Source organism: Nocardia salmonicida NBRC 13393 (assembly GCF_001613085.1).
Classification (GTDB): domain Bacteria; phylum Actinomycetota; class Actinomycetes; order Mycobacteriales; family Mycobacteriaceae; genus Nocardia; species Nocardia salmonicida.
Window position 1 is genome coordinate 144,229 of sequence record NZ_BDBR01000008.1, and the last position, 25,287, is coordinate 169,515.

Sequence of the window (25,287 nt, forward strand, 5' to 3'; positions counted from 1 at the left end):
CCCAAGCGGATAGCGCCTGATTGCGATATATGGTTGCATAGACCAAAACCAGGAGGGGTGATGGCTGTCGAATCTGTGGAGCAGTTGTGTCAGGCAATCGCGCAGGGTATTTCGCCGAAGTACCTGGCGTTCTGGGGGCACAGCCCACGTCGTGACGGAACGATCGGGTCGAGCAGTCTGAGCCAGTGGTGGCCTGCGACGTTCACCGTCGACGGTGTGGAATTCGCCAGCGCCGAGCACTACATGATGTGGCGCAAGGCGATGCTGTTCGATGATCCGGCGACCGCGGCGAAGGTCCTCGGGGCCGGTCATCCGAGCCAGGCGAAGAAGCTGGGCAGGCAGATTCGGAACTTCGACGACAACGTGTGGGAGCGCGCGCGGTTCGACATCGTCGCCGCGGGGAGCGTGGCCAAATTCGGCCAGGATGACGCGCTGCGGCGATATCTGGTCGGTACCGGCTCGCGAGTGCTCGTCGAAGCCAGTCCGGTGGACCGGATCTGGGGGACCGGGTTGGCCGCCGACGATCCGGGTGCGACAGATCCGCTGCGGTGGCGGGGACTCAACCTGCTCGGATTCGCGTTGATGCGGGCGAGGGAGGAGCTGGCTCGCCAGTAGGGGGATTCGGTCCGCCGCTACTTGTCGGAGGGCGTTGTTACGCTGTGGCGGACGAGCGGTTCGGGAGGAATCGGGCGTTACGACACGCGAGAACTGTTGTCGCCGAATATGTTTCGGCGCTATGACCGGTTTCGCCGAATGGTTGTCGTCGCGATGCCGGAAAGCTATTTCCGGGGGAGTGGGCGGGCCGTTCATGATGGGTCGGCTTCGAGGCGCGGAGTCGAAATTTCGACGGGGAGAATCTCTGATGTCTGTTGTGGGCAAATATGCCCTCGGTGTGGCTGCCATGTCCGCGGTGGCCGCGTTCACCGTGGTGAACGCGGGGGCTGCTTCCGCGGGGGCCAGCGGTGTGGCGATCGCCGAGGTGCCGGGGTACACGGCGGTGTCGCGCGATGGTGGTTTCCAGGCCGCGGCGGGCGACCTCTACGGCGCGCTGGCCTTGTCGGCGGGCCAGGCAGTGGTGGCCTCGGCGGTGAATTACGGCAGCTGGGCGGCGGCGAGCCAGGCCGCGCTCGATGAGTGCGGTGTGCGCGACTGCCAGGTCGTCGTCGAGTTCCGCAATGCCTGCGGTGCGGTGGCGCAGGGCGCGGACTACCGCTTCGGCTGGTCGTGGGATCACTCCCTGGCCGCGGCCGAGCGCTCGGCGGTGGATGTACTCGGCATCAGCGCGGCGCCGTTCCCGGATCCGGGCTCGGCCTCACCGCGTGCCGCGAGCGTCATCCTGTCGGCCTGTACGGCCAACATCTAGGAAATCTCCGAAAGTAGTGGCACGGACCGATGGGGTCCGTGCCACTACTGATTTCAGCGGCGCAGCACCTTCCTGGCGAGCCAGTTGCCGAAGAACTGCACACCCTGCACGCCGACGATGATGATCAGCACCGCCACGATCGTGACCTGCCACTGGAACTGCTGATACCCGTAGACGATGGCGAAGTCACCGAGTCCGCCGCCACCCACCGTGCCCGCCATCGCCGAGATGTCGACGATCGAGATCACCACGAAGGTATAGCCGAGGATCAACGGCCCCAACGCTTCCGGGATGAGCAGCGTGAGAATGATCCGCAGCGGTCCCGCACCGACCGCACGCGCGGCCTCGATCACGCCGGGATCGACCGTCACCAGGTTCTGCTCCACGATCCGGGCGATCCCGAACGAGGCCGCGACGATCATCACGAACAGCGCCGCCTCGGAGCCGATCGTGGTGCCGACCACCTCCAGGGTGACCGGGCCGAGTGCGGCCAGCAGGATGATGAACGGAATCGGGCGCACCAGATTGACGAACACATTGAGCACGAAATAGATCGGTGCGTTCGCCAGCAGCCCACCCTTGCGGGTGGTGTAGAGCGCGGTCCCGAGCACCAGTCCGATCACGCCCGCGACAACGAACGTCACGCCGACCAGGTAGATCGTGGTCCCGATCGCCTCGAACAGCGTGGGCCGCAACTTCTCCCAGTCGGTCTCCATCAGCCCGCCTTCCGTTCCAGGTCGGCGACCACGCGATCCAGCGCGGCATCGGGCCCGCGCAGCGCCAGGGTGACGCTGCCGAAGGTCTTGTCCTGCAACGTGCTCACCCCGCCGTAGACGATCTCGAAACGCACGTCGGCGGCGGTAGCGGCGGCCAATGCCGCCCCGATTCCGCTGTGATCGTCGATGTCGACAGTCACCAATCGGCCGCCGTGCAGCTCCCGCAGGCGATCCAGTTCCGTCGCGTCGGGCCGGTTGTGCAGCACCGTCGCCACGAACGAGCGCGTCGGCGCGGCCTGGGGTGCGGCGAAGACATCGAAGGTGGCGGCCAATTCGACGATCCGGCCTTCGGCGAGCACCGCCACCCGGTCGGCGACCGCGCGGATCACATCCATCTCGTGGGTGATCACCGCGATGGTCACCCCGAGTTCGGCGTTGATCTTCTTCAGCAGTCGCAGCACCTCACCGGTGGTTTCCGGGTCCAGCGCGGAGGTGGCCTCGTCGGCCAGCAACAGCGAGGGTGAGGTGGCCAGCGCCCTGGCGATACCGACACGCTGCTTCTGCCCGCCGGAAAGCTGATCGGGGTAGGCGCGCGCCTTGTCGGTGAGTCCGACGAAGTCGAGCAGCTCGGCCACCCGCGCCTTGCGCTCGGCTCGCTTCCAGCCCGCCACCTTCAGCGGATATTCGATATTGCCCGCGGCAGTGCGTGATCGGAACAGGTTGAACTGCTGGAACACCATGCCGATATCGCGGCGCAGCTTGCGCACCGCCGACTCCGGCACCCCGGTGATGGGGGTGCCGGAAATCGTGACGGTGCCCGAAGTCGGCTTGTCCAGCGCGTTGATCAGCCGTACCAGCGTGGACTTGCCCGCCCCGGAATAGCCGATGACGCCGAAGATCTCACCCGGTTCGATCCGCAGGTCGATATTCTCGAGTGCGGTGTGCCGATCGCCGCCGCTGCCGAAAACCTTGGTGACGGAACGAAATTCGACGGCGGCGGGTTGCCCACTCACTTGGTCGTGCGGATGCCCTGCTGCACCCGGTCCAGGATCTGTTCGAGCTCGGCGCCGGGACGGTTCACCGCGACCGCGGTGCCCTTGGTGACCTCGGCGTGGGCGGTGGCCACGGCCGGGTCCTTCCAGATCTCGACCAGCTTCAGATACGTCGGATTCGTCTTGTCCTCGGCGCGGCTGACGATCACATTGATATACGGCTCCGCCGCCGGATTGTTCGGATCATCTTTGTACAGCGCCGATTTCGGGTCGACGCCCGACCGATCGAGGAAGGTGTTGTTGATCACCGAGCCGTCTACGGAGGGCAGCGACAGCGCGGTCTGGGCGGCGTCGACCGGGGTGACGCGCACCTTGGAGGCTGCCTTGTCGATATCGGCCGGGGTCGGCTGGACCGAGGCGCCGGTGATCTTCAGCAAGCCGGCGGCCTGCAGCACGAACAGCGCGCGCGCCTGGTTGGTCGGATCGTTGGGGATCGCGATCTCGCCGCCGGCCGGGATGTCGGCGAGGGCCTTGTGCTTCTTCGAGTACAGACCCAGCGGAACGATGTAGGTCGACCCGATCGGGGTGAGCGTATCCGAGCTCGCGACGTTGTACTGGCCGAGGAACTGCAGATGCTGGAACAGGTTGAGGTCGATCTGTTTCTGCGACAGCGCCGTATTCGGCTGCTTGTAATCGGAGAAGTTGGTGACCTTCAGCGTGATGCCCTGCTCTTTCGCCTTCTGCTCGAAGACCTCGAAAGCCTTGTCCTTGTCGGTGGTGCCGATCCGCACGACCGTGCCCGACTCGTCATCGGAACCGCACGCGGTCAGGGTGAGGGCCGCGGTTGCTATCAGCACTGGGATCGCCAGTGTCCGACGGAATTTCACTTGTACTCCCGAATCGCTCGCAGAAGATGAACTCGGTCATCCAAGCTGTCGGCACTACCCGTCGACAACGGTTCGACTTGCCATGAGCGAAATCCTCGCAAATAGTGGGACGCCCGTCTAACTTGCGGACAATGCGAATCCTGCGCCGTGTCCGGCCCCGGGGATCAGCGCAGCGGGTGTTCTATCGAGAGTCGCCCGCGGCGGACGAGGTCGCGTTTGGTGATCGGCGGCAGCGTGGCGTCGTCGTCCGGGGCGGCGGGGTTGGGCCGCACCAGCAGGGTGACGGTCGCGGCGGGCACGAACCCGCTGCTGGTCATCAGTGCGGCCGAGGCGCTGTTGCGGTCCTCGACATCGGTGACGATATGGCGGGCGCCGCGCGCGAACAGCGCCTCCGAACACACGTTCACCAGCCGCCGCGCGATCCCGTGGCCCTGCATATCGGGGGCGACGGCGATCCACTCCAGATACGCCCAGTCGTCGCGATGCTCGAACTCCATCGACCCGAGGACGAAACCGACCACCCGGTCGGAATCCAGGGCCACCCAGCAGGCGTTGTCGGGGCTGTCGAGGTGCTCGGCGACGGCCGTGAGCGACCACGATGTGTACGGCTTGATGGTGGTGTCGAAGACCTGATGGCCGAGGTCGAGGACTTGACGCAGGTGTCCCAATCCCATCGGCACGACAGCGATGGCGGTGTCCATGGTCGCCAGTGTGCCCTACGCGCCCTTGCGGGTCGCGGTCTTGGACGCAGTGGATTTGCTCGTGGCGGCCTTGCGCGGCGCGGCTTTCTTGGCCGCCTTCTTCGCGGCTTTTTTCGCGGGCGCGGCCGGGGCGGCTTCCCGGCGACCGCTGGCCTCGAGACTGCGTTGCAGCGCGGCGACCAGATCCACGACTTCGGCGTCGGCCTGCTCGGCGGGCTCGGTTTCGGCGGCGGGCTCGACCTTGCCGGTGCCGCTGGCAATGGCCTCGTCGAGAAGCTTCTGTAGTTCGATCTGGTATTCGTCGGTGAATTCGGAAGGGTCGAAATCGCCCGACATCGACTCCACGAGAGTTTCGGCCATCTTCAGTTCCTGCGGGCGCGGGGCAGGCGCTTCGTCGAGCGAGGGGAATTCTACGGCGCGCACCTCGTCGGGCCACAGCAGCGTCTGCAGGACGAGCACGCCGTCACGCACGCGCAATGCGGCCAGGCGAGTCTTCTGGCGCAGCGTGAAATGCACGAGCGCGGTCTTGTCGATGCGTTCGAGCGTCGCTGCCAGCAACTGATAGGCCTTCGGCGTCGTGGAATCCGGTTCGAGGTAGTAGCTCTTCTCGAACAGCACCGGGTCGATCTGATCGGACGGCACGAATTCCAGCACCGGAATCTCGTGCTTCTCCGCGGCGGGGAGTTTCGAGAAATCGGCGTCGGTGAGCACCACCTGCTCACCATCCGGCGAGGTATAGGCCTTGTCGATATCGGCGAACTGCACGGAATTGCCGCACACCTGACAGACCCGGTCATATTTGATCCGGCCCCCGTCCTTGGCGTGGACCTGATGGAACCGAATGTCGTGGTCCTCGGTCGCGGTATAAACCTTGACCGGGACATTCACCAGCCCGAAAGCGATCGAGCCTTTCCAGATCGACCTCATGCAACCCATCATTGTCGATAGGTAGCGCGCAGGTGAGAAAGCGCTCCCGAATAGGTGCGGGCCCGTGATCCGGCAGTGCTCGAGATCATCACGTCTGATCCAATCAACGGGTGCGTGTGGAAGTGATTGTTTGCGGGCTCGGTCCGGCGGGACGAGCTGTTGCTCATCGTGCGCTGGCGGCGGGCCGCGATGTCACGGTGATCGATCCGCATCCGGATCGGGTGTGGACGCCGACCTATGCGGCATGGGCCGATGAATTGCCCGGGTGGCTCGATCCCGGCGTAGTGGCGGCGACGGTGGACGCGCCGACGGCGTGGGCGGTGGGCGAGCATCGGATCGACCGCGTCTATCAGGTGTTCGATACGGCGGCACTGCAGTCGTCGTTGACGCTCGACGGGGCGACTGTGATCGCGGACCGGGTCGTCGAGGTGGAGGCGCGATCGGTGCGGACGGCGGGTGGGCTGACCCGTACGGGTCAGGTGGTCGATGCGCGAGGATTGCCTCGGTCGTCGCGCCGGGCGGAGCAGACCGCCTACGGCGTAGTCGTGGCCCGGACGGGACTCGAGCCGACGCTGTTCATGGACTGGCGTCTCGACAACGGCGCCGACCCCGTCGACCCACCGTCGTTCCTGTACGACATCCCGCTCGGTGCCGACACCGTGCTCCTCGAGGAGACCTGCCTCGCGGGCCGACCAGCGCTCGCGCCGGAGGTGTTGCGGCGCAGACTCGAACATCGGTTACACGCGCGGGGGATCGCGCTCACGGGAGCAGAACCTGTTGAGCGAGTGCGCTTTCCGGTGCAGGGAGGCAAGCCGGGAGGTGGTCGATTCGGTGCCGCCGGTGGCCTGACCCATCCCGCGACCGGGTACAGCGTCGCCGCCGCACTCGCCGCGGCGGACACCGTGGCCACGGGTGGCACGGTGTGGACGCCGCAAGCGCGGGCCGTAACTGCGCTGCGTCGCGCCGGATTGCGTGCGCTGCTGGCTCTCCCACCCCACGAGGTCCCGGTGTTCTTCGAGGTCTTCTTCGGATTGCCCGCTCCTCTCCAGCGTTGCTATCTGTCCGGCCACGGCGACCTTCGCGGCACCCTCGCCGCGATGCGCGCGCTGTTCGCCGACCTGCCACCGACTCTGCGCCGCACTGTCATGACCTCGATCGTCGGTGCGGTCGGTCGATAGTCGAAGCGTGCTGGTGCCCCGGCGCGAAACGATGCGGCGCAGGCTCCTCGGCGTTCACCGCACTCGGCCCGGACAGCCTCTGCGGCCACCGGTGGAGCGATCGGGATCGTCGCCGTGGCGTGGTGGCCGAGACCGGTAGCTGACCGGGACGAACAGGGGTGTGACGGAGGCCCGGCGGTACCGCCACGAAGTTGCTACGATCGCTCAGCGAACGCGCCGACCCGCCAACAGGATCGGGCCGACGAGGCGGACCGGCCGGAAGTATTTCCAGCTCCCACACGTCGATGTGCGTGCCGCGCAATTGGCGTGACGAGTTAGGGGACAATCCGGTGTTCGAATTCACCAGGCGGCGCAGCTGCTGGGTGCTCGGCGTTTTCGCGGTGCTCGCGGTGGTGCTCGGCGCGCTGGGAGCCACGCTGTTCGAGCGGGTGGAGGGCGGCGGATACACCGACTCCGGCAGTGAATCCAGCCGCGCGCTCGAGGTGTTGCGCGAGGAGTTCGGGCAGGCGCCGCCGAACCTGCTGCTGCTGGTGGAGACCGAGTCCTCGGTCGAGGACCCCGAATCCACCGCGGCGGCAACGGCACTGGTCGCCAACCTGCAGGAACGCGCCGGCGTCACCGAGGTGATGTCGTACTGGACCTCCCACCAGCCCGCGCTGCGCAGTGTCGACGGCAAACAGGGTCTGATCGTCGCGAGCGTGCTCGGCAGCGAACGCGAGATCGACGAACGCGTCACCGCCATCTCCGAAGAGCTGACAGGCGAACAGGGATCGTTGCAGGTCAGGGCGGGCGGCTTCGCCATGCTCATGCACGAGACGGTGCAGCAGAGCAAGACCGATATCGCCAAGGGCGAGGCCATCGCCTTCCCGCTCACGCTGATCGCGCTGATGTTCGTCTTCGGCGGTCTGGTCGCCGCGAGCCTGCCGCTGCTCGTCGCGATCGGCACCGTGCTCACCACCATGGGCGCGCTGTGGTTGCTCACCCTGTTCACCCCGCTGTCGGTGACCGCCACCAATGTGGCGACGCTGCTCGGCCTCGGTCTGGCCATCGATTACAGCCTGTTGATCGTCAACCGCTACCGCGACGAACTCTCCGAAGGCCGCACCCCGGCCGGTGCGGTGGCCACTACTCTGCGCACGGCGGGTCGCACCGTCGCGTTCTCCGCGCTCACCGTCGCGGTGGCGCTGGCCGGGTTGCTGTTCTTCCCGCTGCTGGCGATCCGGTCGATGGGGTACGCGGGCATCGTCGTGGCGGCGCTGGCGGCGCTGGTCTCGCTCACCGTGCTGCCCGCCGCGCTGTTGCTGATCGGCACACGCATCGACAAGGGGCAGCTCGGCTGGTGGTTCCTGCGCGCCCCGCGCCCCGCGCCGGGGGAGGGCGCCTGGCACAAGCTCGCCACCGCCGTGATGCGTAAGCCGATCTCGATCGGACTCGCTGTCACCGCGCTGCTGCTCCTGCTCGGCGCGCCGTTCCTCGGCGTGAACCTCGGTTTCCCGGACGAACGCACGCTGCCGGAATCGATGAACTCCCGTCAGGTCACCGAGATCGTGGCGCGCGACTTCGGCGAGAGCGACCAGCACACGATCGTCGCCGTGCTTCCCGACAGCGCGTACAGCGCCGCGGGACTCGACACCATCGCCCGCGATATGTCCGACCTGGACAATGTCCGTCGCGTCGACACCGCCACCGGCAGCTACGCCCAGGGCGGGCTGCTGCTCGAGCCCACCGCGGCGAACTCGCGATTCCGGGTCGAGAAGGCGGTCTACCTGTCGATCGTGTCGAGCACCGGCGACAGTGATGCCCTCGCCGATCTGGTCGAGCAGGTGCGCGCGGTGCGGACGCCGAGCGAACTGCTGGTCGGCGGCGTGGCCGCGGCCAATGCCGACTCGGTCGCGGCCATCGAGAACGAACTGCCGTGGGCGCTCGGCTTCGTGGTGATCATGATGCTGATCGTGCTGTTCGCGCTCACCGGCAGCGTGGTGCTGCCGGTGCTGGCGGTGATCCTCAGCGCGCTGAGCCTGACCGCGACGTTCGGTGCGCTGGTGTGGATCTTCCAGGACGGGCACCTGTCCGGGGTGCTCGGCTTCACCGTCACCGGGGATCTGTCCGCCACGGTCCCGGTGATGTTGTTCGCCGCCGCCTTCGGGCTCGCGATGGACTACCAGGTGTTCCTGCTGTCGCGGATTCGGGAGGAATACGACCGCACCGGCAAGAACGAGACAGCGGTCGCGCTCGGCCTGGAAAGGGTCGGGCGCATCGTCACCGCCGCCGCGATCCTCATCTCGCTGGTGTTCCTCGGCTTCCTGGCCTCCGACATCACCTTCATGAAGGCGTTCGGCATCGGCCTGCCGTTGGCCGTGATCGTCGACGCCACCCTCGTGCGCGGGTTCCTGCTGCCCGCCACGATGAAGGTGCTCGGCGACGCGAACTGGTACGCACCGGAATTCCTGCGTCGCCTGCACGACCGGTGGGGCCTGGACGAGGGCGGTGCGGCGCGCTCGCCGAAACGTGAAGTGGTGGTGCGTGATCCGCTCGCCGCCAGGCCGGAGGAGATCGTCGTCGTGGATCCACTCGCGCGGGCGGAGGCGGCGCGGGCGGAAGCGGCCCGAGCCGAGGCCGAGCGTTCCGACGCGGCGCGGGCAGAGGACGGTGTGCGGGAGAACTCGCGGGCGCAGGAGAGTATTTCGGTCTCGACGGGAAGCCGCGAGACCTCGGTCTGACAAGACATCGCAGGGCGGGCAACGGGGAACCGTTGCCCGCCCCTGCGAGTTTCGATGCTGTGGGTTTCAGATGCCGCCGGTGGACAGGAACCCGCCGTCGACCCGCACGCAATCACCGGTGATCCACGCGGCCTCGTCGGACACCAGGAAGGCGATCAGCCGGGCCACGTCTTCGGGCACGCCGAGTCGCTTCATCGGGTACACGCTCGCGGCCCGCTCCTCGTCGTCGGAGTACAGCGCGTCGGCGAACTTGGTCTTGACCACGCCCGGCGCCACCGCGTTGACACGGATCTTGGGGCCCAGCTGCCAGGCCAGCTCCTCGGTGAGCCGGATCAGCGCCGCCTTCGACGCGCCGTAGGCCGAGATGACCCCGGACGACCGGATACCCGCGACGCTGGCCACGTTCACCACGGCGCCGCCGTGCTCGGCCATCCACGCGCGGTAGGCCTGCTGCACATAGCCGAGCGAGGCCACCACGTTCACATCGAAGATCTTGCTGACGCCACCCAGATCGGCGTCCATCAGCGCACCGTAGACGGGGTTGATGCCGGTGTTGTTGATCAGGATGTCGAGCGAGCCGTACTCGGTGACGGCCCTGGCCACGGCCTCCGCGCGCGCGTCGGCATCGCCCGCGTTGCCGGCGAGAAAGCTCACCTGGCCCTGGTGGCCCAGCGCGCGCAGCTCGGTGGCCGCGGCCTCCAGTGGTTCGGGTTTACGCGCGGTGATCAGCACGTTCGCGCCCCGGCGCATCAGTTCGGCCGCGGTCGCGAGGCCGATGCCGCGACTGGCTCCGGTGACGAGAGCGGTACGGCCAAGGAGATCGGTAGTCATGGCATGAGAGTAACCACGCTCACATCGGGCAGCGCCGGGTGCGGCTTCCTGAGGTGTCGACGGTAAAATAAGTGGTTCTTGCCGATATGCCTTTCCCGTTTGTCTTACTCTGAGGAGAACTCTGTGATCACGGCGACCGACCTGGAGGTCCGGGCCGGAGTCCGCACCCTGCTCTCCGCTCCTGGGCCGGCGCTGCGGGTGCAGTCCGGCGACCGGATCGGACTGGTCGGTCGTAACGGTGCCGGGAAGACCACCACCCTGCGCATCCTCGCGGGTGAGGGTGAGCCGTACGCCGGCAAGATCACGCGTTCCACCGATATCGGCTACCTGCCGCAGGACCCGAAGGAAGGCGATCTCGATGTGATCGCCAAAGACCGGGTGCTCTCGGCGCGCGGGCTCGACATCCTGCTGCGCGATATGGAGAAGGCCCAGGTCGAGATGGCTGAGGTCGCCGACGATGCCGCCCGCGACAAGGCGATTCGCCGGTACGGACGCCTCGAGGACCAGTTCTCCTCGCTCGGTGGCTACGTCGCCGAAAGCGAGGCGGCCCGCATCTGCAACAGCCTCGGCCTGCCCGACCGCGTCCTCGATCAGCAGCTGCGCACCCTCTCCGGTGGTCAGCGTCGCCGCATCGAGCTGGCTCGCATCCTGTTCTCCGCCTCCGACGGCTCGGGCGGGCGCTCCGACCGCATCCTGCTGCTCGACGAGCCGACCAACCACCTCGACGCCGACTCCATCACCTGGCTGCGCGGGTTCCTGCAGAGCCACGACGGCGGCCTGATCGTGATCAGCCACGACGTGGAACTGCTCGGCGACGTGGTCAACAAGGTGTGGTTCCTCGACGCCGTGCGCGGTGAGCCCGACGTGTACAACATGGGCTGGAAGAAGTACCTCGACGCGCGCGCCACCGACGAGCAGCGCCGCGTCCGCGAGCGCGCCAATGCCGAGAAGAAGGCGGGCGCGCTGCGTCAGCAGGCCGCCAAGCTCGGCGCGAAGGCCACCAAAGCCGCTGCGGCACACCAGATGGTGCGTCGCGCCGAACGGTTGATCAACGACCTCGACGACGTGCGCGTGAGCGACAAGGTCGCCCGCATCCGGTTCCCCGAGCCCGCGGCCTGCAGCAAGACTCCGCTGATGGTGAAGGACCTGACCAAGCTCTACGGTTCGCTCGAGATCTTCACCGGCGTGAACTTCGCCGTCGACAAGGGCAGTCGCGTGGTAGTACTCGGGCTCAACGGCGCCGGTAAGACGACCATGCTGAAACTGCTCGCCGGTGTCGAGACGCCGACCGCGGGTGGCGTCGAGCAGGGGCGCGGGCTCAAGGTCGGCTACTTCGCCCAGGAGCACGACACTCTCGACGACCAGGCCTCGGTGTGGGAGAACATCCGCCATGCCTCCCCGGACGCGGGGGAGCAGGAGCTGCGCAGTTTGCTCGGTGCGTTCATGTTCACCGGTCCGCAGCTCGACCAGCCGGCCGGCACGCTGTCCGGCGGTGAGAAGACCCGGCTGGCGCTGGCCGGACTGGTGTCCTCGGCGGCGAACGTGCTGCTGCTCGACGAGCCGACCAACAACCTCGACCCGGTCTCGCGTGAGCAGGTCCTCGAGGCGCTGCGCACCTACGCGGGCGCCGTGGTGCTGGTGACGCACGATCCCGGCGCTGCCGAGGCGCTCAACCCGGAGCGGGTCATTCTGCTTCCTGACGGCACCGAGGACCACTGGTCGGCGGAGTACGCGGAGCTCATTGATCTCGCATAGAGCCGGTGTGTCGCGCATGAATCGCGGTGGCCGGGAGGAACTCGCGGGGATCGCGTGAGTTCGATCACTGTTTCCGTTGATCACCGAGTGCGGAGTGTCTAGCCTGGAGGAAGTGCTCGGCGACTCGGAGGAAGCCATGAGCGACAGTTCCAGACAGGCCGCTAGGTCGGCCAAGGGTAAATCGACGATCGGCAAGGCCTCGCTGGGCAAGGGAACCCGGGTAACGGGCAAGTCCCGCGACCGGTTGCAGTCCCAGTTGAAGAAGCAGTACGAGGCGGGCGCGTCCATTCGCTCCCTGGCCAGGTCCACCGGCCGCTCGTACGGCTTCATCCACAATGTGCTGGTCGAGTCACACGTCGAACTGCGTGGGCGCGGCGGCGCCAATCGGCGCAAGAATCCGGCCGACTGAGCGGGGCGTCGTCGACGGAGCCGCTACCAGCCTGCGACGGCTCCGTCGCCGCGGACCAGCAGATTGGCCAGGCTGGCGAACAGCGGCAGCCCCGTCTTGATCTCGAGGTACGCGAACTGCCCCTGTGGGTTCACCTCGAGGAAGTAGTACTCGCCATCGCTGCCGAGGCGTAGATCGACCACGCCGAAGCTGAGTCCGAGCGCGCCCATCAGGGTCGCGAGGGACTTGCTCACCGAGGCCGGTAGCCGATCCGGCGCGAAGGCGACGGAGGTGTCGAGACGGGAATCGATGCGGCCTACCCCCGACTGAGAGTCGATGCGCACACTCCACTCGACACCGTCGACCCACACCACCCGCAGATCGCAGCTGGCCTCCACGTAATCCTGGAACGTGGTCGGCGTCGAACGGATCGAGTCGAGCCGGTTCAACTCGGGTCTGGTGATGATCCTCGTCTCGGAGAACTCGCCACGCCCGGTACCGGTGCGTTTGTACACCACTGGACCACACCGGGATTCGACGAAACTGCGCGCCTCGTCCGGGTCGTTGGTGATCAGCGTTTCCGGGATGGTGAAACCCGCCCGCTGCGCGGTTTCGAGCTGCACGATCTTGCGCGAGGCGGTGCGTTCGGCGGCCGGATCGTTGACCCAGTACGCCGGGATCGACCACAGCATGCCCTGCAGGAATCCGTCGCACTCGGCCTGGCGGAACTCGTCGTCGGCGGCGCGCACGCCGGTGGGGACTTTGCACGGGTGCGGCCTGCGCCACCACACCGCGCGCACGTCGTCGAGACCGTGGATGTGTGACATCGCGCGGTTGGTGCCCGCTTTGTCGAGCCGGAAACTCCCTGTCTCGGAGGGAAAGTCACGCAAGTCGAGTCGGATCGGGTCGAGGCCGTGGTGTTCTCGCAAGGTCGACGCCAGCGCATCGGCGTGCAGGTCGTCGGTTTCGGAGACGATGAGCACGGCGTCGGTCGCGCCTTCCATGACTTCCGCGCCGTTTCAGTCGAGGCTGTCGCAGTTGATGCCGTCGCGGAAGGTGAACGTCGCTCCGGTGGCGCCACCTCGTTCGGTGATGCGCAGTTTCGTCGCCCAGCTGCGGGTGGCGCGGGCCAGCTGCTCGTCGTCCAGCGCCTCCGACGGTTCCGGTGCGAGGGTGATCGGTCGGTCGACCAGATCGACGCGCATCCGTCGGGTGAAATCGGCGGTGGCGCCGGGGCGGATATCGACCCGCACCTGACGTTCACCCGCGCCCACGCGGTCTTCGGTGAGTCGTACGACGTCGTTGCGGTCGAAAGTCCAGGTTCCACCGTCTACGCGCACCGAGATGTCGTGATCGGACTCGGCCACCAGCAATCCGCGCAAGGCGGGGCCCCGATCTCGGGACGACGCGGTAGCGGGGAGGTGGATGGCGTCGGTCATGGGCGCTCACTCCGATCTTTTCTCGTCTGCTCGCGATTTGCCAGAACCCCAAAAGGTGCTTCGGATCATAACGTGAACAGGTGGCCCGCCGAGCGGGTTCGCGAGATTTGCGGAGTGCCGGGCAAACCGCCGAGCGGCGCGTGATCGCCTTGCCGGGAAAGAATTTCGGACAACTCGGATGTTGCAACTGTGTTCTCACGGGCAATCCAGCAGCAAACATATCTGACAACGGCGCAGCGGGCGCCCCCGAGTCTGTGTCGGAGGGCGCCCGCCGCGCCGCGTGCGGTCTCTAGAGTCCGAGCAGTTCGGGATTCTCGGCGAGCTCGCGGAAGTGTTCGGCCGGTTTCGCGACGAGCCGACGGGTCGTCAGATCCATCGCGCCCGCCACAACGGTGATCTCTGCGGCGACCGTACCGTCGAGCTTGATGATCTGGTGGTGGAAGCGGAAGACCTTCTCGCCTTCCTTCCAATCGAGCACGCAGGTCACCGTGACCTCGTCGCCACCGCGCAGCTCGCGCTTGTACTTGATGGTGGACTCGAGCACCACCGCGCCGACGCCGCTGGCGATGAACTTGTCCTGCGCGATCCCCGCCGCGCGCATCAGCTCCCACCGGGCGTGCTCGCCGTACTGGTGGTAGACGGCGTGATTGAGGTGGCCCTGGGTGTCGAGCTCGTAGCCGCGGACGAGGACCGGTACGGAGAACGTCATACGGCGTATAACCGGCCGCTTCCGACTCGTTGTTCCCGATCGGCGTGCAATCTCGGCCACAGTGCGACCGGGGACCGCATGACGGATCAGCCGCGGTGGGCGTTGCGCTCGGCCCACCAGGCGGGCGCGTCGACGAAGTGGTTGTCGAATTCCTCTTGGGCGGCGACGAATTCGTCATGGGTGGCGTCGCCGCGGAGGAGCCGGTCGAGCAGGCGGAAGTACTCGAAGCGTTGCACGCCGGGCATCAGTGCGATCAGGATGCGCGCGCCGCTGTCCGGGGTGGCGCCGAAGGCGTGCGGCATCTGCCGCGGGACGACCAGCGAGCCGCCCGTGCCGACGGTGAGGATGCGGTCGCCCGCCATGACCTGGAGCTCGCCGTCGGCGACGTAGAACAGCTCGTCGGAGCGGGTGTGGAAGTGCGGGGCGGCGCCGTCGGCGCCCTGGGTCATGGTGACTTCGAGCGTGCTGACCGCGCCGTCGCTGGCGTTCGCGTCGGTGAGCAGGCGCATGCGCACGTTCTCGGTACCCAGGGTCTCGGCGTCCTCGGGCAGGCAGAGGGCGATCTCGCGGGTGTTCGTCATGACCATTCCGTTCGTCGGTTGATAGTTAGGTACCGAACTATATCCCAGCGAATAGAATGCTGTCCATGGATGAACGTGAGCCGGATGTGGTCGACGCGATCACGGCGCAGTGGCAGCGGGAGCGACCCGATCTGGAACTCGAGGCGATGGCGGTCTTCGGCAGACTCGGCAGGCTCATGAACGTGGCCATGGCGCGGATCGAAAGTGTTTTCACCGCACACGGTTTGCAGCGCGGCGAGTTCGATGTGCTTGCGGCACTGCGTCGTTCGGGCGCACCCTTCGAACTCAACCCGTCGGTGCTCGCCGATACCTTGATGCTGTCGCGGGCGGGGATGACCGGGCGTATCGACCGACTCGAAACGGCGGGCCTGGTTCGCCGCGTCGCCGATCGCGAGGATCGACGCGCCGTGCGGGTGGCGCTCACCGATCAGGGCAGGGCGCTCGTCGACACGGTGGTCGTGGCGCACACCGAGAACGAGACGGCGATGCTGGCGGTACTGAAGCCGGCCGATCGTGTCGCCCTGGACCGTATCTCGCGAACCTTGCTCAGTGGTTGGGCGAGCTGACCCGCCGATCCCGGTCGGGGAAACGACCTCCGGGGAATTTCCCGCCGCGCGCAATCGGCTAGGGCTCGGCGGCCATGGGCTACTCCATGGCCGCGTCGAGCCCGACTCAGGATTCCTTGCGTCGCACCGAGGCTTCGACGAGATCCAGTACGGCGGAGAGGTTTTCGTTGGTGTGACCCGAGGCGATGCGGGCGATCAACCCGTCGAGGACCAAGTCGAGGTAGCCGAGTAGGACATCGGTGGGGACATCGTCTCGGAGGGCGCCTGCTGCTTTGCGGCGCTCGAGGCGGGCCAGGGTCGCGGCGGTCAGTTCGGCCGAGCGCTGGGTCCAGCCCGCGCGGAACTCGGGGTCGGTGCGGACTCTGCGCGCGATTTCCAGGCGGGTGCCCAGCCAGTTGAATTCCTCCGGGCGGGCGAGCATATCGCGCATCACCTGGACCAGGCCCTGATTGGCGGCGACTTCGGCCATGCGTTCGGCGTCGTCTTTGGCCAGGGCGAAGAACAGGGCGTCCTTGTCGCGGAAATGGTGGAAGATCGCGCCGCGGGACAGGCCGATGGCCTCTTCCAGGCGGCGCACGGTGGCGCCGTCGTAGCCGTATTCGGCGAAGCAGCGTCGTGCACCGTCGAGGATCTGGCTGCGGCGGGCGGCGAGGTGGTCGTCGCTGACCTTGGGCATGATTCCTCCAGCTAGCGGATACACGGACCCCCGCCCCGGCGAACCGAGACGGGGGCTGTCGCATTATTCATGGGGCAAGCGAATGCCCTTGTGGCGCAACACCTTACGGTGTTGCGCCACCGGGTCGAACAATCAGCCGCGGATCATGTTGCGCAGCACGTACTGCAGGATGCCGCCGTTGCGGTAGTAGTCGGCCTCACCGGGGGTGTCGATGCGGACGACCGCGTCGAACTCGGTGACCTTGCCGTCTTCCGCGGTGGCGGTGACCTTGACGGTCTCGGGGGTGACACCCTCGTTGAGGGCGGTGATTCCCGCGATGTCGAAGGTCTCGGTGCCGGTCAGACCCAGCGAGGCAGCGGACTGCCCGGCCGGGAACTGCAGCGGCACAACGCCCATGCCGATCAGGTTGGAGCGGTGGATGCGCTCGAACGACTCGGTGATGACGGCCTTCACACCCAGCAGGCTGGTGCCCTTGGCGGCCCAGTCACGCGAGGAGCCCGAACCGTATTCCTTGCCACCGAGCACGACCAGCGGGATGCCCGCGGCCTGGTAGTTCTGCGAGGCGTCGTAGATGAACGCCTGCGGGCCACCGTCCTGGGTGAAGTCGCGGGTGTAACCACCCGAGACGTCGTCGAGCAGCTGGTTGCGCAGCCGGATGTTGGCGAAGGTGCCACGGATCATGACCTCGTGGTTACCGCGACGCGACCCCAGCGAGTTGTAGTCCTTGCGGGCCACACCGTTGGCGTCGAGGTACTGCGCGGCGGGGGTGCCGGGCTTGATCGGGCCCGCCGGGGAGATGTGGTCGGTGGTGACCGAGTCGCCCAGCAGCGCCAGCACGCGAGCGCCGGAGATGTCGGTGACGGGGGAGGGATCCATCGACATGCCGTCGAAGTACGGTGCCTTGCGCACGTAGGTCGACTTCTCGTCCCACGCGAAGGTGTCGCCCTCCGGGGTCGCCAGACTCTGCCAACGCTTGTCACCGTCGAAGATGGTGGCGTAGGAGTTGCGGAACATGTCCTGGCTGATCGAGGACTTGATGGTGTCGTCGATCTCCTGGGCCGAGGGCCAGATGTCCTTCAGGAAGACATCGTTGCCGTCGGTGTCCTGGCCGAGCGCGTCGGTCTCGAAGTCGAAGTCCATCGTGCCCGCGAGCGCGTAGGCGATGACCAGCGGCGGGGAGGCCAGGTAGTTCATCTTCACGTCGGGGGAGATGCGACCCTCGAAGTTGCGGTTACCCGAGAGCACCGCGGTGACCGAGAGGTCGTTGTCGTTGATCGCGGCCGAGATCGCCTCGGGCAGCGGACCGGTGTTACCGATGCAGGTGGTGCAGCCGTAGCCACCGACGAAGAAGCCCAGCTTCTCCAGGTAGGGCCACAGACCGGCCTTCTCGTAGTAGTCGGTGACGACCTGCGAACCCGGGGCCATGTTGGTCTTCACCCACGGCTTGGTCGCGAGACCCTTCTCCACCGCGTTGCGGGCGAGCAGGGCGGCGCCGAGCATGACCGACGGGTTGGAGGTGTTGGTGCAGGAGGTGATACCCGCGACGACCACCGCGCCGTGATCGAGGACGAACTTGTTGCCGTCCTCGCCGACGACCTCGATCGGCTTGGACGGACGACCCTTGGCACCGTTGGCCGCGGAGTGCGCGGGGGTGTAGGTGTCGTCGGCGGCGGCGGCGGACACCGCGGTCGAGTCCGAGGCCGGGAAGGACTCGTCGACGCCCTCGTCCAGCGCGGTGAGCTCACCTTCGCCGACGTAGTTGACGATGTCGGAGCGGAACGCGTTCTTGGAGTCGCTGAGCAGGATGCGGTCCTGGGGACGCTTCGGGCCCGCGATCGAGGGCACGACGCTGCCCAGATCGAGCTCGAGGTACTCCGAGTACACCGGCTCGCGGTCGGCGTCGTGCCACATGCCCTGTTCCTTGGCGTACGCCTCGACGAGCGCGAGCTGCTCGTCGCTGCGGCCGGTCAGGCGCAGGTAGTTGATGGTCTCCTCGTCGATCGGGAAGATCGCGGCGGTGGAACCGAACTCGGGGCTCATGTTGCCCAGGGTGGCGCGGTTCGCGAGGGGGACCTCGGAGACGCCCTTGCCGTAGAACTCGACGAACTTGCCGACGACGCCGTGCTTACGCAGCTGCTCGGTGACGGTGAGCACCACGTCGGTGGCGGTGACGCCCGGCTTGATCTCACCGGTCAGCTTGAAGCCGACCACGCGCGGGATCAGCATGGAGACAGGCTGGCCGAGCATCGCGGCCTCGGCCTCGATGCCGCCGACGCCCCAGCCCAGCACGCCGAGGCCGTTGACCATGGTGGTGTGCGAGTCGGTGCCGACACAGGTGTCGGGGTAGGCCTGGCCGTTGCGGACCATGACCGTGGGGGCCAGGTACTCGATGTTGACCTGGTGGACGATGCCCATGCCCGGGGGGACGACCTTGAAGTCGTCGAAGGCGCCCTGGCCCCAGCGCAGGAACTGGTAACGCTCGCCGTTGCGCTCGTACTCGAGGTCGACGTTGCGCTCGAGCGCGTCGGCGCGGCCGAAGACGTCGAGGATCACCGAGTGGTCGATGACCATGTCGGCGGGCGAGAGCGGGTTGACCTTGCTCGGATCGCCACCGAGGACGGTGACGGCCTCACGCATGGTGGCGAGGTCGACGATGCAGGGCACGCCGGTGAAGTCCTGCATGATCACGCGCGCGGGGGTGAACTGGATCTCGACGCTCGGCTGCGCCGAGGGGTCCCAGTTCGCGATCTCGCGGATGTGGTCGGCGGTGATGTTCGCGCCGTCCTCGGTGCGCAGCAGGTTCTCTGCCAGCACCTTCAGGGCGTAGGGCAGCTTCTCGGTGCCGGGAACAGCCGAGAGACGGAAGATCTCGTAGGAGTTGCTTCCGACCTCGAGCGTGCCTTTGGCGCCGAAGGTATCAATCTTCGTCACGTCAGCTCCACTCATGTGTGAGGGTGTGCCGCCGGCGGGGCTGTGCCGGCGGCTCGCGTCTTCGGAGGGGGTATCCGGCGCCGTGAGATGCCGAATTCCTCGCCGTACGAGCCTAACAGTACGCTTGTCCTATGAAATACGCGGGGGCCGTCGGTGGTGCCGTGCAGGCGTAGTCGAGCGCCGCGTCGCGTACTGTGCCTGACGAGCGAAGTCGGGGAAGACGCAGTGACGCTCACCTTGGCAGTGTTGGACGCCCGTCGCGACACCGGCGACTGTGGCTCGACAGACCGGATGGAAGATGACCACTTTTGCGCCGATGGCGGCCGAACTGCCGCCGAACACCGTGCTGAGCAGCGTCGCGTCCGACCTCGCCGACAATCACGTCGCGGCCCCCAAGGGTCAGGATCAGGAGAAACTGGCGGCGATCGTCGCGCAGGCGCGATCCGAGGGGATCCCGCTCAGCGTCGTCATCGTTCCCGGTAATCCCGGCCACGACTCGAGCCTACGTGATCTGGCCACCGAGGTCGGCGAGAGCACGCACGGCACCGTCGCGGTATTCAGTGACGACTGGCTCGGCACCTACAGCGACACCATCAGCCGGGTCCGGCTCGAGTGGGCCGAGGACTCGGCCAAGTACAAGGGCAACCATCCCGAAGAGGCCGTGCAGGCCTTCGTCGACCGGCTCGAGCAGCCAGAGGGCGTCTCCTGGGGCGCCATCACCGCGGTGATGATCAGCCTCGTGGTGCTGGTGATCGCCGGGCTGTACCTGGTGAAGGTCCGCCGTGGTCCCGATGTGGACGCTACGGCCGTCGTGTCACCACGCGTCGACGCGAGTTCCACCAACTAACTGGTTTCACTCCAGCCACATTTCCAGACCAGCGGTCTGTTTTCTGGGGTAGAAAACTGTCCCGCGTCGCGCAAATTCCGAGCAATCGATGAATTGTTGCCGCGCGCCACTGTGACGGATGTTTCCTTTGGGAACCATGTGTCGTACGGTTGCGATGAACGTGATCGTGAATGCAGTGGTACAGGGGGCATTGGTCGACTCTTGTGGTCGGTGTTTCGGCTGATGCGCCGGTGGCGTATGTCGAGTCGAGATGCTCGGAGGTACCGTGCGGAGTGCGGGCAGGCGGGACGAACCAGGTCTATTACGAATAGCGATCGGTTTGCTGGCGGTGGTGGCAGTGCTGCTCGCCGCGGGACCGGTCGCTGCTGTACCACCCCCTCCACCTAATCCGTCCGACGGTGAGATCGCCGGCGCGGGCGCCCAGGTCGACGCGCGGGTCAGCGAGATCGGCGTGCTGATCAATCGCGTCGCCGCGGCCGATCAGCAGTTGCGCGAACTCGACGACCAACTCGCGGGCAAACGCGAAGCGGTCAACCAGGCGCTCGTCGACCTGCAGACCGCACGCGACGCCGCCGACGCGGCCGCGGCCGCCGTCTCCGACAGCCAGACCCAACTGGCCGACGCGGGCGTGAAAGTCGGTGTGGCACGCCAGGGTTTCGATCAGGTCGCCACCCAGGCCTACGTGCGTCCCGCCAACAGTTCGGTCGTCACCTACCTCGCTTCCTCGACCCCCGATGCCGCGATGGACCGCGCGCAGGTGCTCGGCATGGTGTCGAAGAACCAGCGACAGGTGCTCGACGGTCTGCGCCGCGCCCAGGTCGCCCAGGCCAATCAGAATTCCGCCGCGCGCCAGGCCAAGGCCGACGCCGATACCGCCGCGGCGGGCGCGGAACAGAAGCGCGACGCCGCCCAGCACGCGGTGAACATCGCGAAATCCGAGTTCGACACCCAGGCCGTGGCCCGCGACACCCTGAGCCGCGACCGCAGCGCCGCCCAATCCGCCCTCGACGTAGCCCGCTCGACCGTCGCCGGGCTCCAGAGCCAACGCGAGATCTTCCTGACCTGGGACGACCAACGCGAAGCCGAGGTGATGGCCCTGCTGGCCGCGGCCAACGCCGCGGCCTCACGTGCCGCCGCCGACAAGGCCGCCCGCGACCGAGCCGCCCAGCTCAACGAGGGCCAGCGCCCGCACGCCGACCTGGAGTCGACCCCGGCCTCGCCACGCAAAACCAAGCCGCGCCCGTCCCAACCACAGGTCACCGGTTCGGCGGCGATCGAAATCGTGGTCGACCGCGCGATGTCGCAGCTCGGGGTCACCTACGCCTGGGGTGGCGGCGACGAGGACGGACCCACCCTGGGCATCCGTGACGGCGGCACCGGGGACGCCCACGGCGACTTCGAGAAGGTCGGCTTCGATTGCTCGGGCCTGATGCTCTACGCCTTCGCCGGTATCGGCGTCTCGCTGCCGCACTACAGCGGCTACCAGTACAACGCGGGCACCCGGGTAGACGTCGAGGATCGCGAACGCGGCGACATGCTGTTCTGGGGCCCCGGCGGCAGCGTGCACGTGGCGATGTATCTGGGCAACGGCAAGATGATCGAGGCCCCTGAATCCGGGGATGTCGTGAAGATTTCCCCGGTCCGTGAAGACGGCATCATGCCGTACGCGGTGCGCATCGTCACCGACTGAGTGCGTATCGTCGCTGGTAGGGGCGAAATCGGTGCGGCGTGCGCCACACCGATCGCCGCGCGTGAGTGCCGTCACGAGGATGACGAATCCCCGTCTAGTACTGGCCGGTTGCGGCGCACCGGGCGATTCAATGGAATAGTTGGTGCCGCACGCACAGGACCAAAGCGAAAGCGGGGATGTTGGTGACTTCGACGGAAGGTGTGAGCGGGCCGAAGCTGGCGAAGGACGCCGGTACGGCCACGCCGAGCACCCTGGAGCGTGACGTCCAGACTCTCGAGAAGGCGATCTACGAGGTCAAGCGGGTTATCGTCGGGCAGGATCGGCTCGTCGAGAGTTTGCTAGTCGCCGTTCTGGCACGCGGACACGTGCTTCTCGAAGGTGTGCCGGGCGTCGCGAAAACTCTTGCGGTGGAAACCTTCGCGAAGGTCATCGGCGGTTCGTTCTCCCGGGTGCAGTTCACCCCGGACCTCGTGCCCACCGACCTGATCGGCACCCGCATCTACCGGCAGGGCCGCGAAGAATTCGACACCGAGCTCGGCCCGGTCGTCGCGAACTTCGTGCTCGCCGACGAGATCAACCGCGCACCGGCCAAGGTGCAGTCGGCACTGCTCGAGGTGATGGCCGAGCGCAAGCTGTCGATCGGCGGCAAGACCTACCCGATGCCCGATCCGTTCCTGGTCATGGCGACCCAGAACCCGATCGAGAGCGAAGGCGTGTACCCGCTGCCCGAGGCGCAGCGCGACCGCTTCCTGTTCAAGGTCGTCGTGGACTACCCCTCGGTCGAGGAAGAGCGCGAGATCATCTACCGGATGGGTGTGAGCGCGCCAGAGCCGAACCAGATTCTCGACCCCGAGGACATCATCCGCCTGCAGAAGGTGGCCGCCAACGTCTTCGTCCACCACGCGCTCGTCGACTACGTGGTCCGCGTGATCACCGCGACCCGCACGCCCGCCGACTTCGGCATGGACGATGTGGCGAGCTGGATCTCCTACGGCGCTTCCCCGCGCGCGAGCCTCGGCATCATCGCCGCGGCCCGCTCGGTCGCACTGATCCGTGGCCGTGACTACGTGGTGCCCCAGGACGTCGTCGAGGTGATCCCGGACGTGCTGCGGCACCGTCTGGTGCTGTCGTACGACGCGCTGGCCGACGAGGTTTCGCCCGAGGACGTCATCAAGCGCGTGCTGCAGACCGTCGGCCTGCCGCAGGTCGCCCCGCAGGCCAACGGTCAGGCCGCACCGCAGCAGCCGCCGGTGCCCCAGCCGCCCCAGCAGCAGCCTGTGCCGCAGGCGGTGAACGGGCAGCAGTCCCAGCCCGCCGGCTCCGCTGCGCCCCAGTGAGTGCGCCGGAACCCGTTGTCCGCGTGCCCGTGCCGTCTCACGCTCCGCCGTCGTTTCGTGCCGGTGAACTGACCGACCCGAAGCTGTCCGCCGCGCTCAAGACCCTCGAGTTGACCGTGCGGCGCCGCCTCGACGGCGTGCTGCACGGTGATCACCAGGGGCTGATCCCCGGTCCGGGTTCGGAACCGGGGGAGGCGCGGCTGTACCAGCCGGGTGACGATGTGCGACAGATGGATTGGTCGGTCACCGCCCGCACCACCCATCCGCACGTGCGGCAGATGATCGCCGACCGCGAGCTGGAGACCTGGCTCGTCGTCGACCTGTCGTCGAGCCTGGACTTCGGTACCGGGCGGGTGCACAAGCGCGATCTCGCGATCGCGGCGGCCGCGGCGATCACCCATCTCACGTCGGGCGGCGGCAACCGGATCGGCGCCGTCGTGGCGACCGGTCAGGACCTGGTTCGCATCCCCGCACGCAGCGGACGTATGCACGCCCAGACCCTGTTGCGCGGCATCGCGACCACCCCGCACGCCCGCGACGGCGTGCGCGGTGATCTCAAAACCGGGATCGAGTCGCTGCGCCGTCCGCAACGCAAACGCGGTCTGGCCGTGGTGATCAGCGATTTCCTCGGTGACGTCGACTGGCAGCGCTCCCTGCGCGCGATCTCCGCCCGCCACGACCTGCTCGCCGTGGAAGTGCTCGACCCCTTGGATGTCGCGCTGCCCGACGGTGGCGACGTGGTGCTGCACGATCCCGAATCGGGCCGCACCCGCGAGTTCAGCGTCACTCCCACGCTGCGCGCCGATTTCGCGGCCGCGGCTCGGGCCCAGCGTGAGCAGGTGGCCCAAGCGCTGCGCAGCTGCGGCGCGCCGGTGCTCACCCTGCAGACCGATCGGGACTGGATCGCCGACGTGGTCCGGTTCGTGTCCACCCGGCGCCACAGCCTCGGCGCCCCGAGCGGGCGGGTGCCTCGCCAGTGAGTATTTCGCATTTCACGGCCGTTGTCTGGCTCGGTTTCCTCGCGGTCGTCGCCCTGCTCGTGCTCGGCTACGTGCTGGTGCAGCGCGCCCGGCACAAGCGGATGCTGCAGTTCGGCAACATGGCCATCCTGGAGCGGGTCGCACCGTCGCGCCCGAGTCCGATGCGCCATGCGCCGATCGCGCTCATCCTGGTCGGCCTGGTGCTGCTGACCATCGCCGCCGCGGGCCCGACCGCCGTGCAGAAGGTGCCGCGCAACCGCGCGACAGTTGTTCTGGTGATGGATGTTTCGCTGTCGATGGAGGCCACCGATGTGCCGCCGAACCGGCTGCAGGTCGCGCAGAAGGCCGGTAAGGATTTCGTCGACGGTCTGACGCCGGGCATCAACCTCGGTTTCGTCACGTTCGCGGGCACGGCCTCGGTGATGGTGTCGCCGACGACCAACCGCGAGGCGGTCAAGCACTCGATCGACAACATCAAGCTGGCCGAGCGCACCGCCACCGGCGAGGGCGTCCTCACCGCGCTGCAGTCGATCGACACGCTGGCCGCCGTGCTCGGCGGCGCCGAGACGCCCCCGCCCGCGCGCGTGGTGCTGATGTCGGACGGTAAGCAGACCGTGCCCGACGACAAGGACGTCGACAACCCGCGCCACGGTTTCACCGCCGCGCGCCTGGCCAAGAACAAGGGCATCCCGGTCTCGACGATCTCCTTCGGCACCGAGTGGGGCACGGTCGAGATCCCGGACTCCGACGGCAAGGGTTCGCAGCGGGTGAAGGTCCCCGTGGACAACGATTCGTTGCGCGAGATCGCCGAGCTGTCGGGCGGTGACTTCTACACCGCCTCGTCGCTGGCCGAACTCACCGCGGTCTACGACACCCTCGAGGAACAGATCGGCTACGAGACCACGCGTGGCGATGCGAGCAGGCCGTGGCTGCTGCTCGGCATGCTGGCCATCGCGGCCGGAGTCGTGGTCAGTTTGCTCTATCGTCAACGTCTGCCCTAGCTCCCACCGCCCCCGCGTTGTGAGCTGTCGCAACGGCGCGACCCTGACGCGGGGCGCACGAATCGGAACAGA

24 protein-coding genes are annotated in these 25,287 nt (G+C 67.2%); 12 read left to right on the forward strand and 12 right to left on the reverse strand.

What is annotated here, in order from left to right; all coding sequences use genetic code 11:
• Window positions 1-60 precede the first annotated feature (60 nt).
• Both ybiA and NS1_RS08480 read left to right on the forward strand, forming a co-directional pair.
• Entirely contained in the window at window positions 61-615 is a 555-nt protein-coding gene (ybiA, locus tag NS1_RS08475; RefSeq protein ID WP_062983126.1) for a riboflavin biosynthesis intermediates N-glycosidase, read from the forward strand.
• 247 nt (window positions 616-862) lie between these two features.
• Complete coding sequence (locus tag NS1_RS08480) at window positions 863-1,363, forward strand: DUF4189 domain-containing protein (protein WP_084503599.1); 501 nt, start codon at window positions 863-865, stop codon at window positions 1,361-1,363.
• 53 nt (window positions 1,364-1,416) lie between these two features.
• Here NS1_RS08480 and NS1_RS08485 read toward each other — a convergent pair whose 3' ends face one another.
• The 5 genes from NS1_RS08485 to ku form a co-directional block, all read right to left on the reverse strand.
• Window positions 1,417-2,079, reverse strand: coding sequence for a methionine ABC transporter permease (locus tag NS1_RS08485; protein WP_062983128.1), 663 nt, complete (start codon window positions 2,077-2,079; stop codon window positions 1,417-1,419).
• Complete coding sequence (locus NS1_RS08490) at window positions 2,079-3,092, reverse strand: methionine ABC transporter ATP-binding protein (RefSeq protein WP_062983129.1); 1,014 nt, start codon at window positions 3,090-3,092, stop codon at window positions 2,079-2,081. The genes NS1_RS08485 and NS1_RS08490 overlap by 1 nt, the downstream gene beginning before the upstream one ends.
• Window positions 3,089-3,958, reverse strand: a complete 870-nt coding sequence (locus NS1_RS08495; RefSeq protein ID WP_062983131.1) for a MetQ/NlpA family ABC transporter substrate-binding protein — start codon at window positions 3,956-3,958, stop codon at window positions 3,089-3,091. Before NS1_RS08495 ends, NS1_RS08490 begins: the two co-directional genes overlap by 4 nt.
• Window positions 3,959-4,122: 164 nt before the next feature.
• A complete protein-coding gene (locus NS1_RS08500) occupies window positions 4,123-4,659 on the reverse strand; it encodes a GNAT family N-acetyltransferase (RefSeq protein ID WP_062983133.1) in 537 nt (178 codons plus the stop codon).
• A gap of 15 nt (window positions 4,660-4,674) precedes the next feature.
• Window positions 4,675-5,586: a non-homologous end joining protein Ku gene (ku, locus tag NS1_RS08505; RefSeq protein ID WP_062983135.1), complete on the reverse strand. Its 912-nt coding sequence runs from the start codon at window positions 5,584-5,586 to the stop codon at window positions 4,675-4,677.
• Window positions 5,587-5,696: 110 nt separating this feature from the next.
• On the opposite strand from ku, the gene NS1_RS08510 reads away from it, so the two are divergent.
• Entirely contained in the window at window positions 5,697-6,764 is a 1,068-nt protein-coding gene (locus NS1_RS08510) for a lycopene cyclase family protein (protein ID WP_062983137.1), read from the forward strand.
• A 329-nt stretch (window positions 6,765-7,093) separates the two neighbouring features.
• Window positions 7,094-9,484, forward strand: a complete 2,391-nt coding sequence (locus tag NS1_RS08515) for an MMPL family transporter (protein ID WP_084503621.1) — start codon at window positions 7,094-7,096, stop codon at window positions 9,482-9,484.
• Between the two features lie 66 nt (window positions 9,485-9,550).
• Here NS1_RS08515 and NS1_RS08520 read toward each other — a convergent pair whose 3' ends face one another.
• Window positions 9,551-10,315: an SDR family oxidoreductase gene (locus NS1_RS08520; protein ID WP_062983139.1), complete on the reverse strand. Its 765-nt coding sequence runs from the start codon at window positions 10,313-10,315 to the stop codon at window positions 9,551-9,553.
• Between the two features lie 123 nt (window positions 10,316-10,438).
• On the opposite strand from NS1_RS08520, the gene NS1_RS08525 reads away from it, so the two are divergent.
• Together NS1_RS08525 and NS1_RS08530 are read left to right on the forward strand one after the other, a co-directional pair.
• Window positions 10,439-12,070 (forward strand): ABC-F family ATP-binding cassette domain-containing protein, encoded by a 1,632-nt coding sequence (locus NS1_RS08525; protein ID WP_056810334.1) that lies wholly within the window; start codon window positions 10,439-10,441, stop codon window positions 12,068-12,070.
• Between the two features lie 136 nt (window positions 12,071-12,206).
• Window positions 12,207-12,479: a helix-turn-helix domain-containing protein gene (locus NS1_RS08530; protein WP_062983508.1), complete on the forward strand. Its 273-nt coding sequence runs from the start codon at window positions 12,207-12,209 to the stop codon at window positions 12,477-12,479.
• A gap of 23 nt (window positions 12,480-12,502) precedes the next feature.
• Here NS1_RS08530 and NS1_RS08535 read toward each other — a convergent pair whose 3' ends face one another.
• The 4 genes from NS1_RS08535 to NS1_RS08550 all read right to left on the reverse strand — a co-directional run bounded on the left by NS1_RS08535 (window position 12,503) and on the right by NS1_RS08550 (window position 15,187).
• Window positions 12,503-13,462 carry an MvdC/MvdD family ATP grasp protein gene (locus NS1_RS08535; protein ID WP_062983141.1) on the reverse strand — a complete coding sequence of 320 codons (960 nt, stop codon included), beginning with the start codon at window positions 13,460-13,462 and terminating at the stop codon, window positions 12,503-12,505.
• Window positions 13,463-13,477: 15 nt separating this feature from the next.
• Window positions 13,478-13,897 carry a hypothetical protein gene (locus NS1_RS08540; protein WP_062983143.1) on the reverse strand — a complete coding sequence of 140 codons (420 nt, stop codon included), beginning with the start codon at window positions 13,895-13,897 and terminating at the stop codon, window positions 13,478-13,480.
• A 289-nt stretch (window positions 13,898-14,186) separates the two neighbouring features.
• On the reverse strand, window positions 14,187-14,606 hold the full coding sequence (locus NS1_RS08545; protein ID WP_062983145.1) for an acyl-CoA thioesterase: 420 nt from the start codon (window positions 14,604-14,606) through the stop codon (window positions 14,187-14,189).
• 86 nt (window positions 14,607-14,692) lie between these two features.
• The gene (locus NS1_RS08550; protein ID WP_084503623.1) at window positions 14,693-15,187 is read right to left on the reverse strand and encodes a cupin domain-containing protein; all 495 of its coding nucleotides are present in this window, start codon (window positions 15,185-15,187) and stop codon (window positions 14,693-14,695) included.
• Window positions 15,188-15,252: 65 nt separating this feature from the next.
• On the opposite strand from NS1_RS08550, the gene NS1_RS08555 reads away from it, so the two are divergent.
• A complete protein-coding gene (locus tag NS1_RS08555; RefSeq protein ID WP_174562633.1) occupies window positions 15,253-15,753 on the forward strand; it encodes a MarR family winged helix-turn-helix transcriptional regulator in 501 nt (166 codons plus the stop codon).
• A 106-nt stretch (window positions 15,754-15,859) separates the two neighbouring features.
• On the opposite strand, the gene NS1_RS08560 is transcribed toward NS1_RS08555, so the two are convergent.
• A complete protein-coding gene (locus NS1_RS08560; protein WP_056810327.1) occupies window positions 15,860-16,429 on the reverse strand; it encodes a TetR/AcrR family transcriptional regulator in 570 nt (189 codons plus the stop codon).
• A gap of 132 nt (window positions 16,430-16,561) precedes the next feature.
• Window positions 16,562-19,375, reverse strand: coding sequence for an aconitate hydratase AcnA (gene acnA, locus NS1_RS08565; protein WP_062983147.1), 2,814 nt, complete (start codon window positions 19,373-19,375; stop codon window positions 16,562-16,564).
• Between the two features lie 283 nt (window positions 19,376-19,658).
• On the opposite strand from acnA, the gene NS1_RS08570 reads away from it, so the two are divergent.
• From NS1_RS08570 to NS1_RS08590, 5 genes are all read left to right on the forward strand, one after another.
• A complete protein-coding gene (locus NS1_RS08570) occupies window positions 19,659-20,207 on the forward strand; it encodes an Rv1476 family membrane protein (protein WP_062983149.1) in 549 nt (182 codons plus the stop codon).
• Between the two features lie 250 nt (window positions 20,208-20,457).
• Complete coding sequence (locus NS1_RS08575; RefSeq protein WP_062983151.1) at window positions 20,458-21,897, forward strand: NlpC/P60 family protein; 1,440 nt, start codon at window positions 20,458-20,460, stop codon at window positions 21,895-21,897.
• A gap of 176 nt (window positions 21,898-22,073) precedes the next feature.
• Entirely contained in the window at window positions 22,074-23,234 is a 1,161-nt protein-coding gene (locus NS1_RS08580) for an AAA family ATPase (RefSeq protein WP_062983153.1), read from the forward strand.
• A 23-nt stretch (window positions 23,235-23,257) separates the two neighbouring features.
• The gene (locus NS1_RS08585) at window positions 23,258-24,214 is read left to right on the forward strand and encodes a DUF58 domain-containing protein (protein WP_062983155.1); all 957 of its coding nucleotides are present in this window, start codon (window positions 23,258-23,260) and stop codon (window positions 24,212-24,214) included.
• Window positions 24,211-25,215 carry a VWA domain-containing protein gene (locus NS1_RS08590; RefSeq protein WP_062983157.1) on the forward strand — a complete coding sequence of 335 codons (1,005 nt, stop codon included), beginning with the start codon at window positions 24,211-24,213 and terminating at the stop codon, window positions 25,213-25,215. Before NS1_RS08585 ends, NS1_RS08590 begins: the two co-directional genes overlap by 4 nt.
• Window positions 25,216-25,287 lie beyond the last annotated feature (72 nt).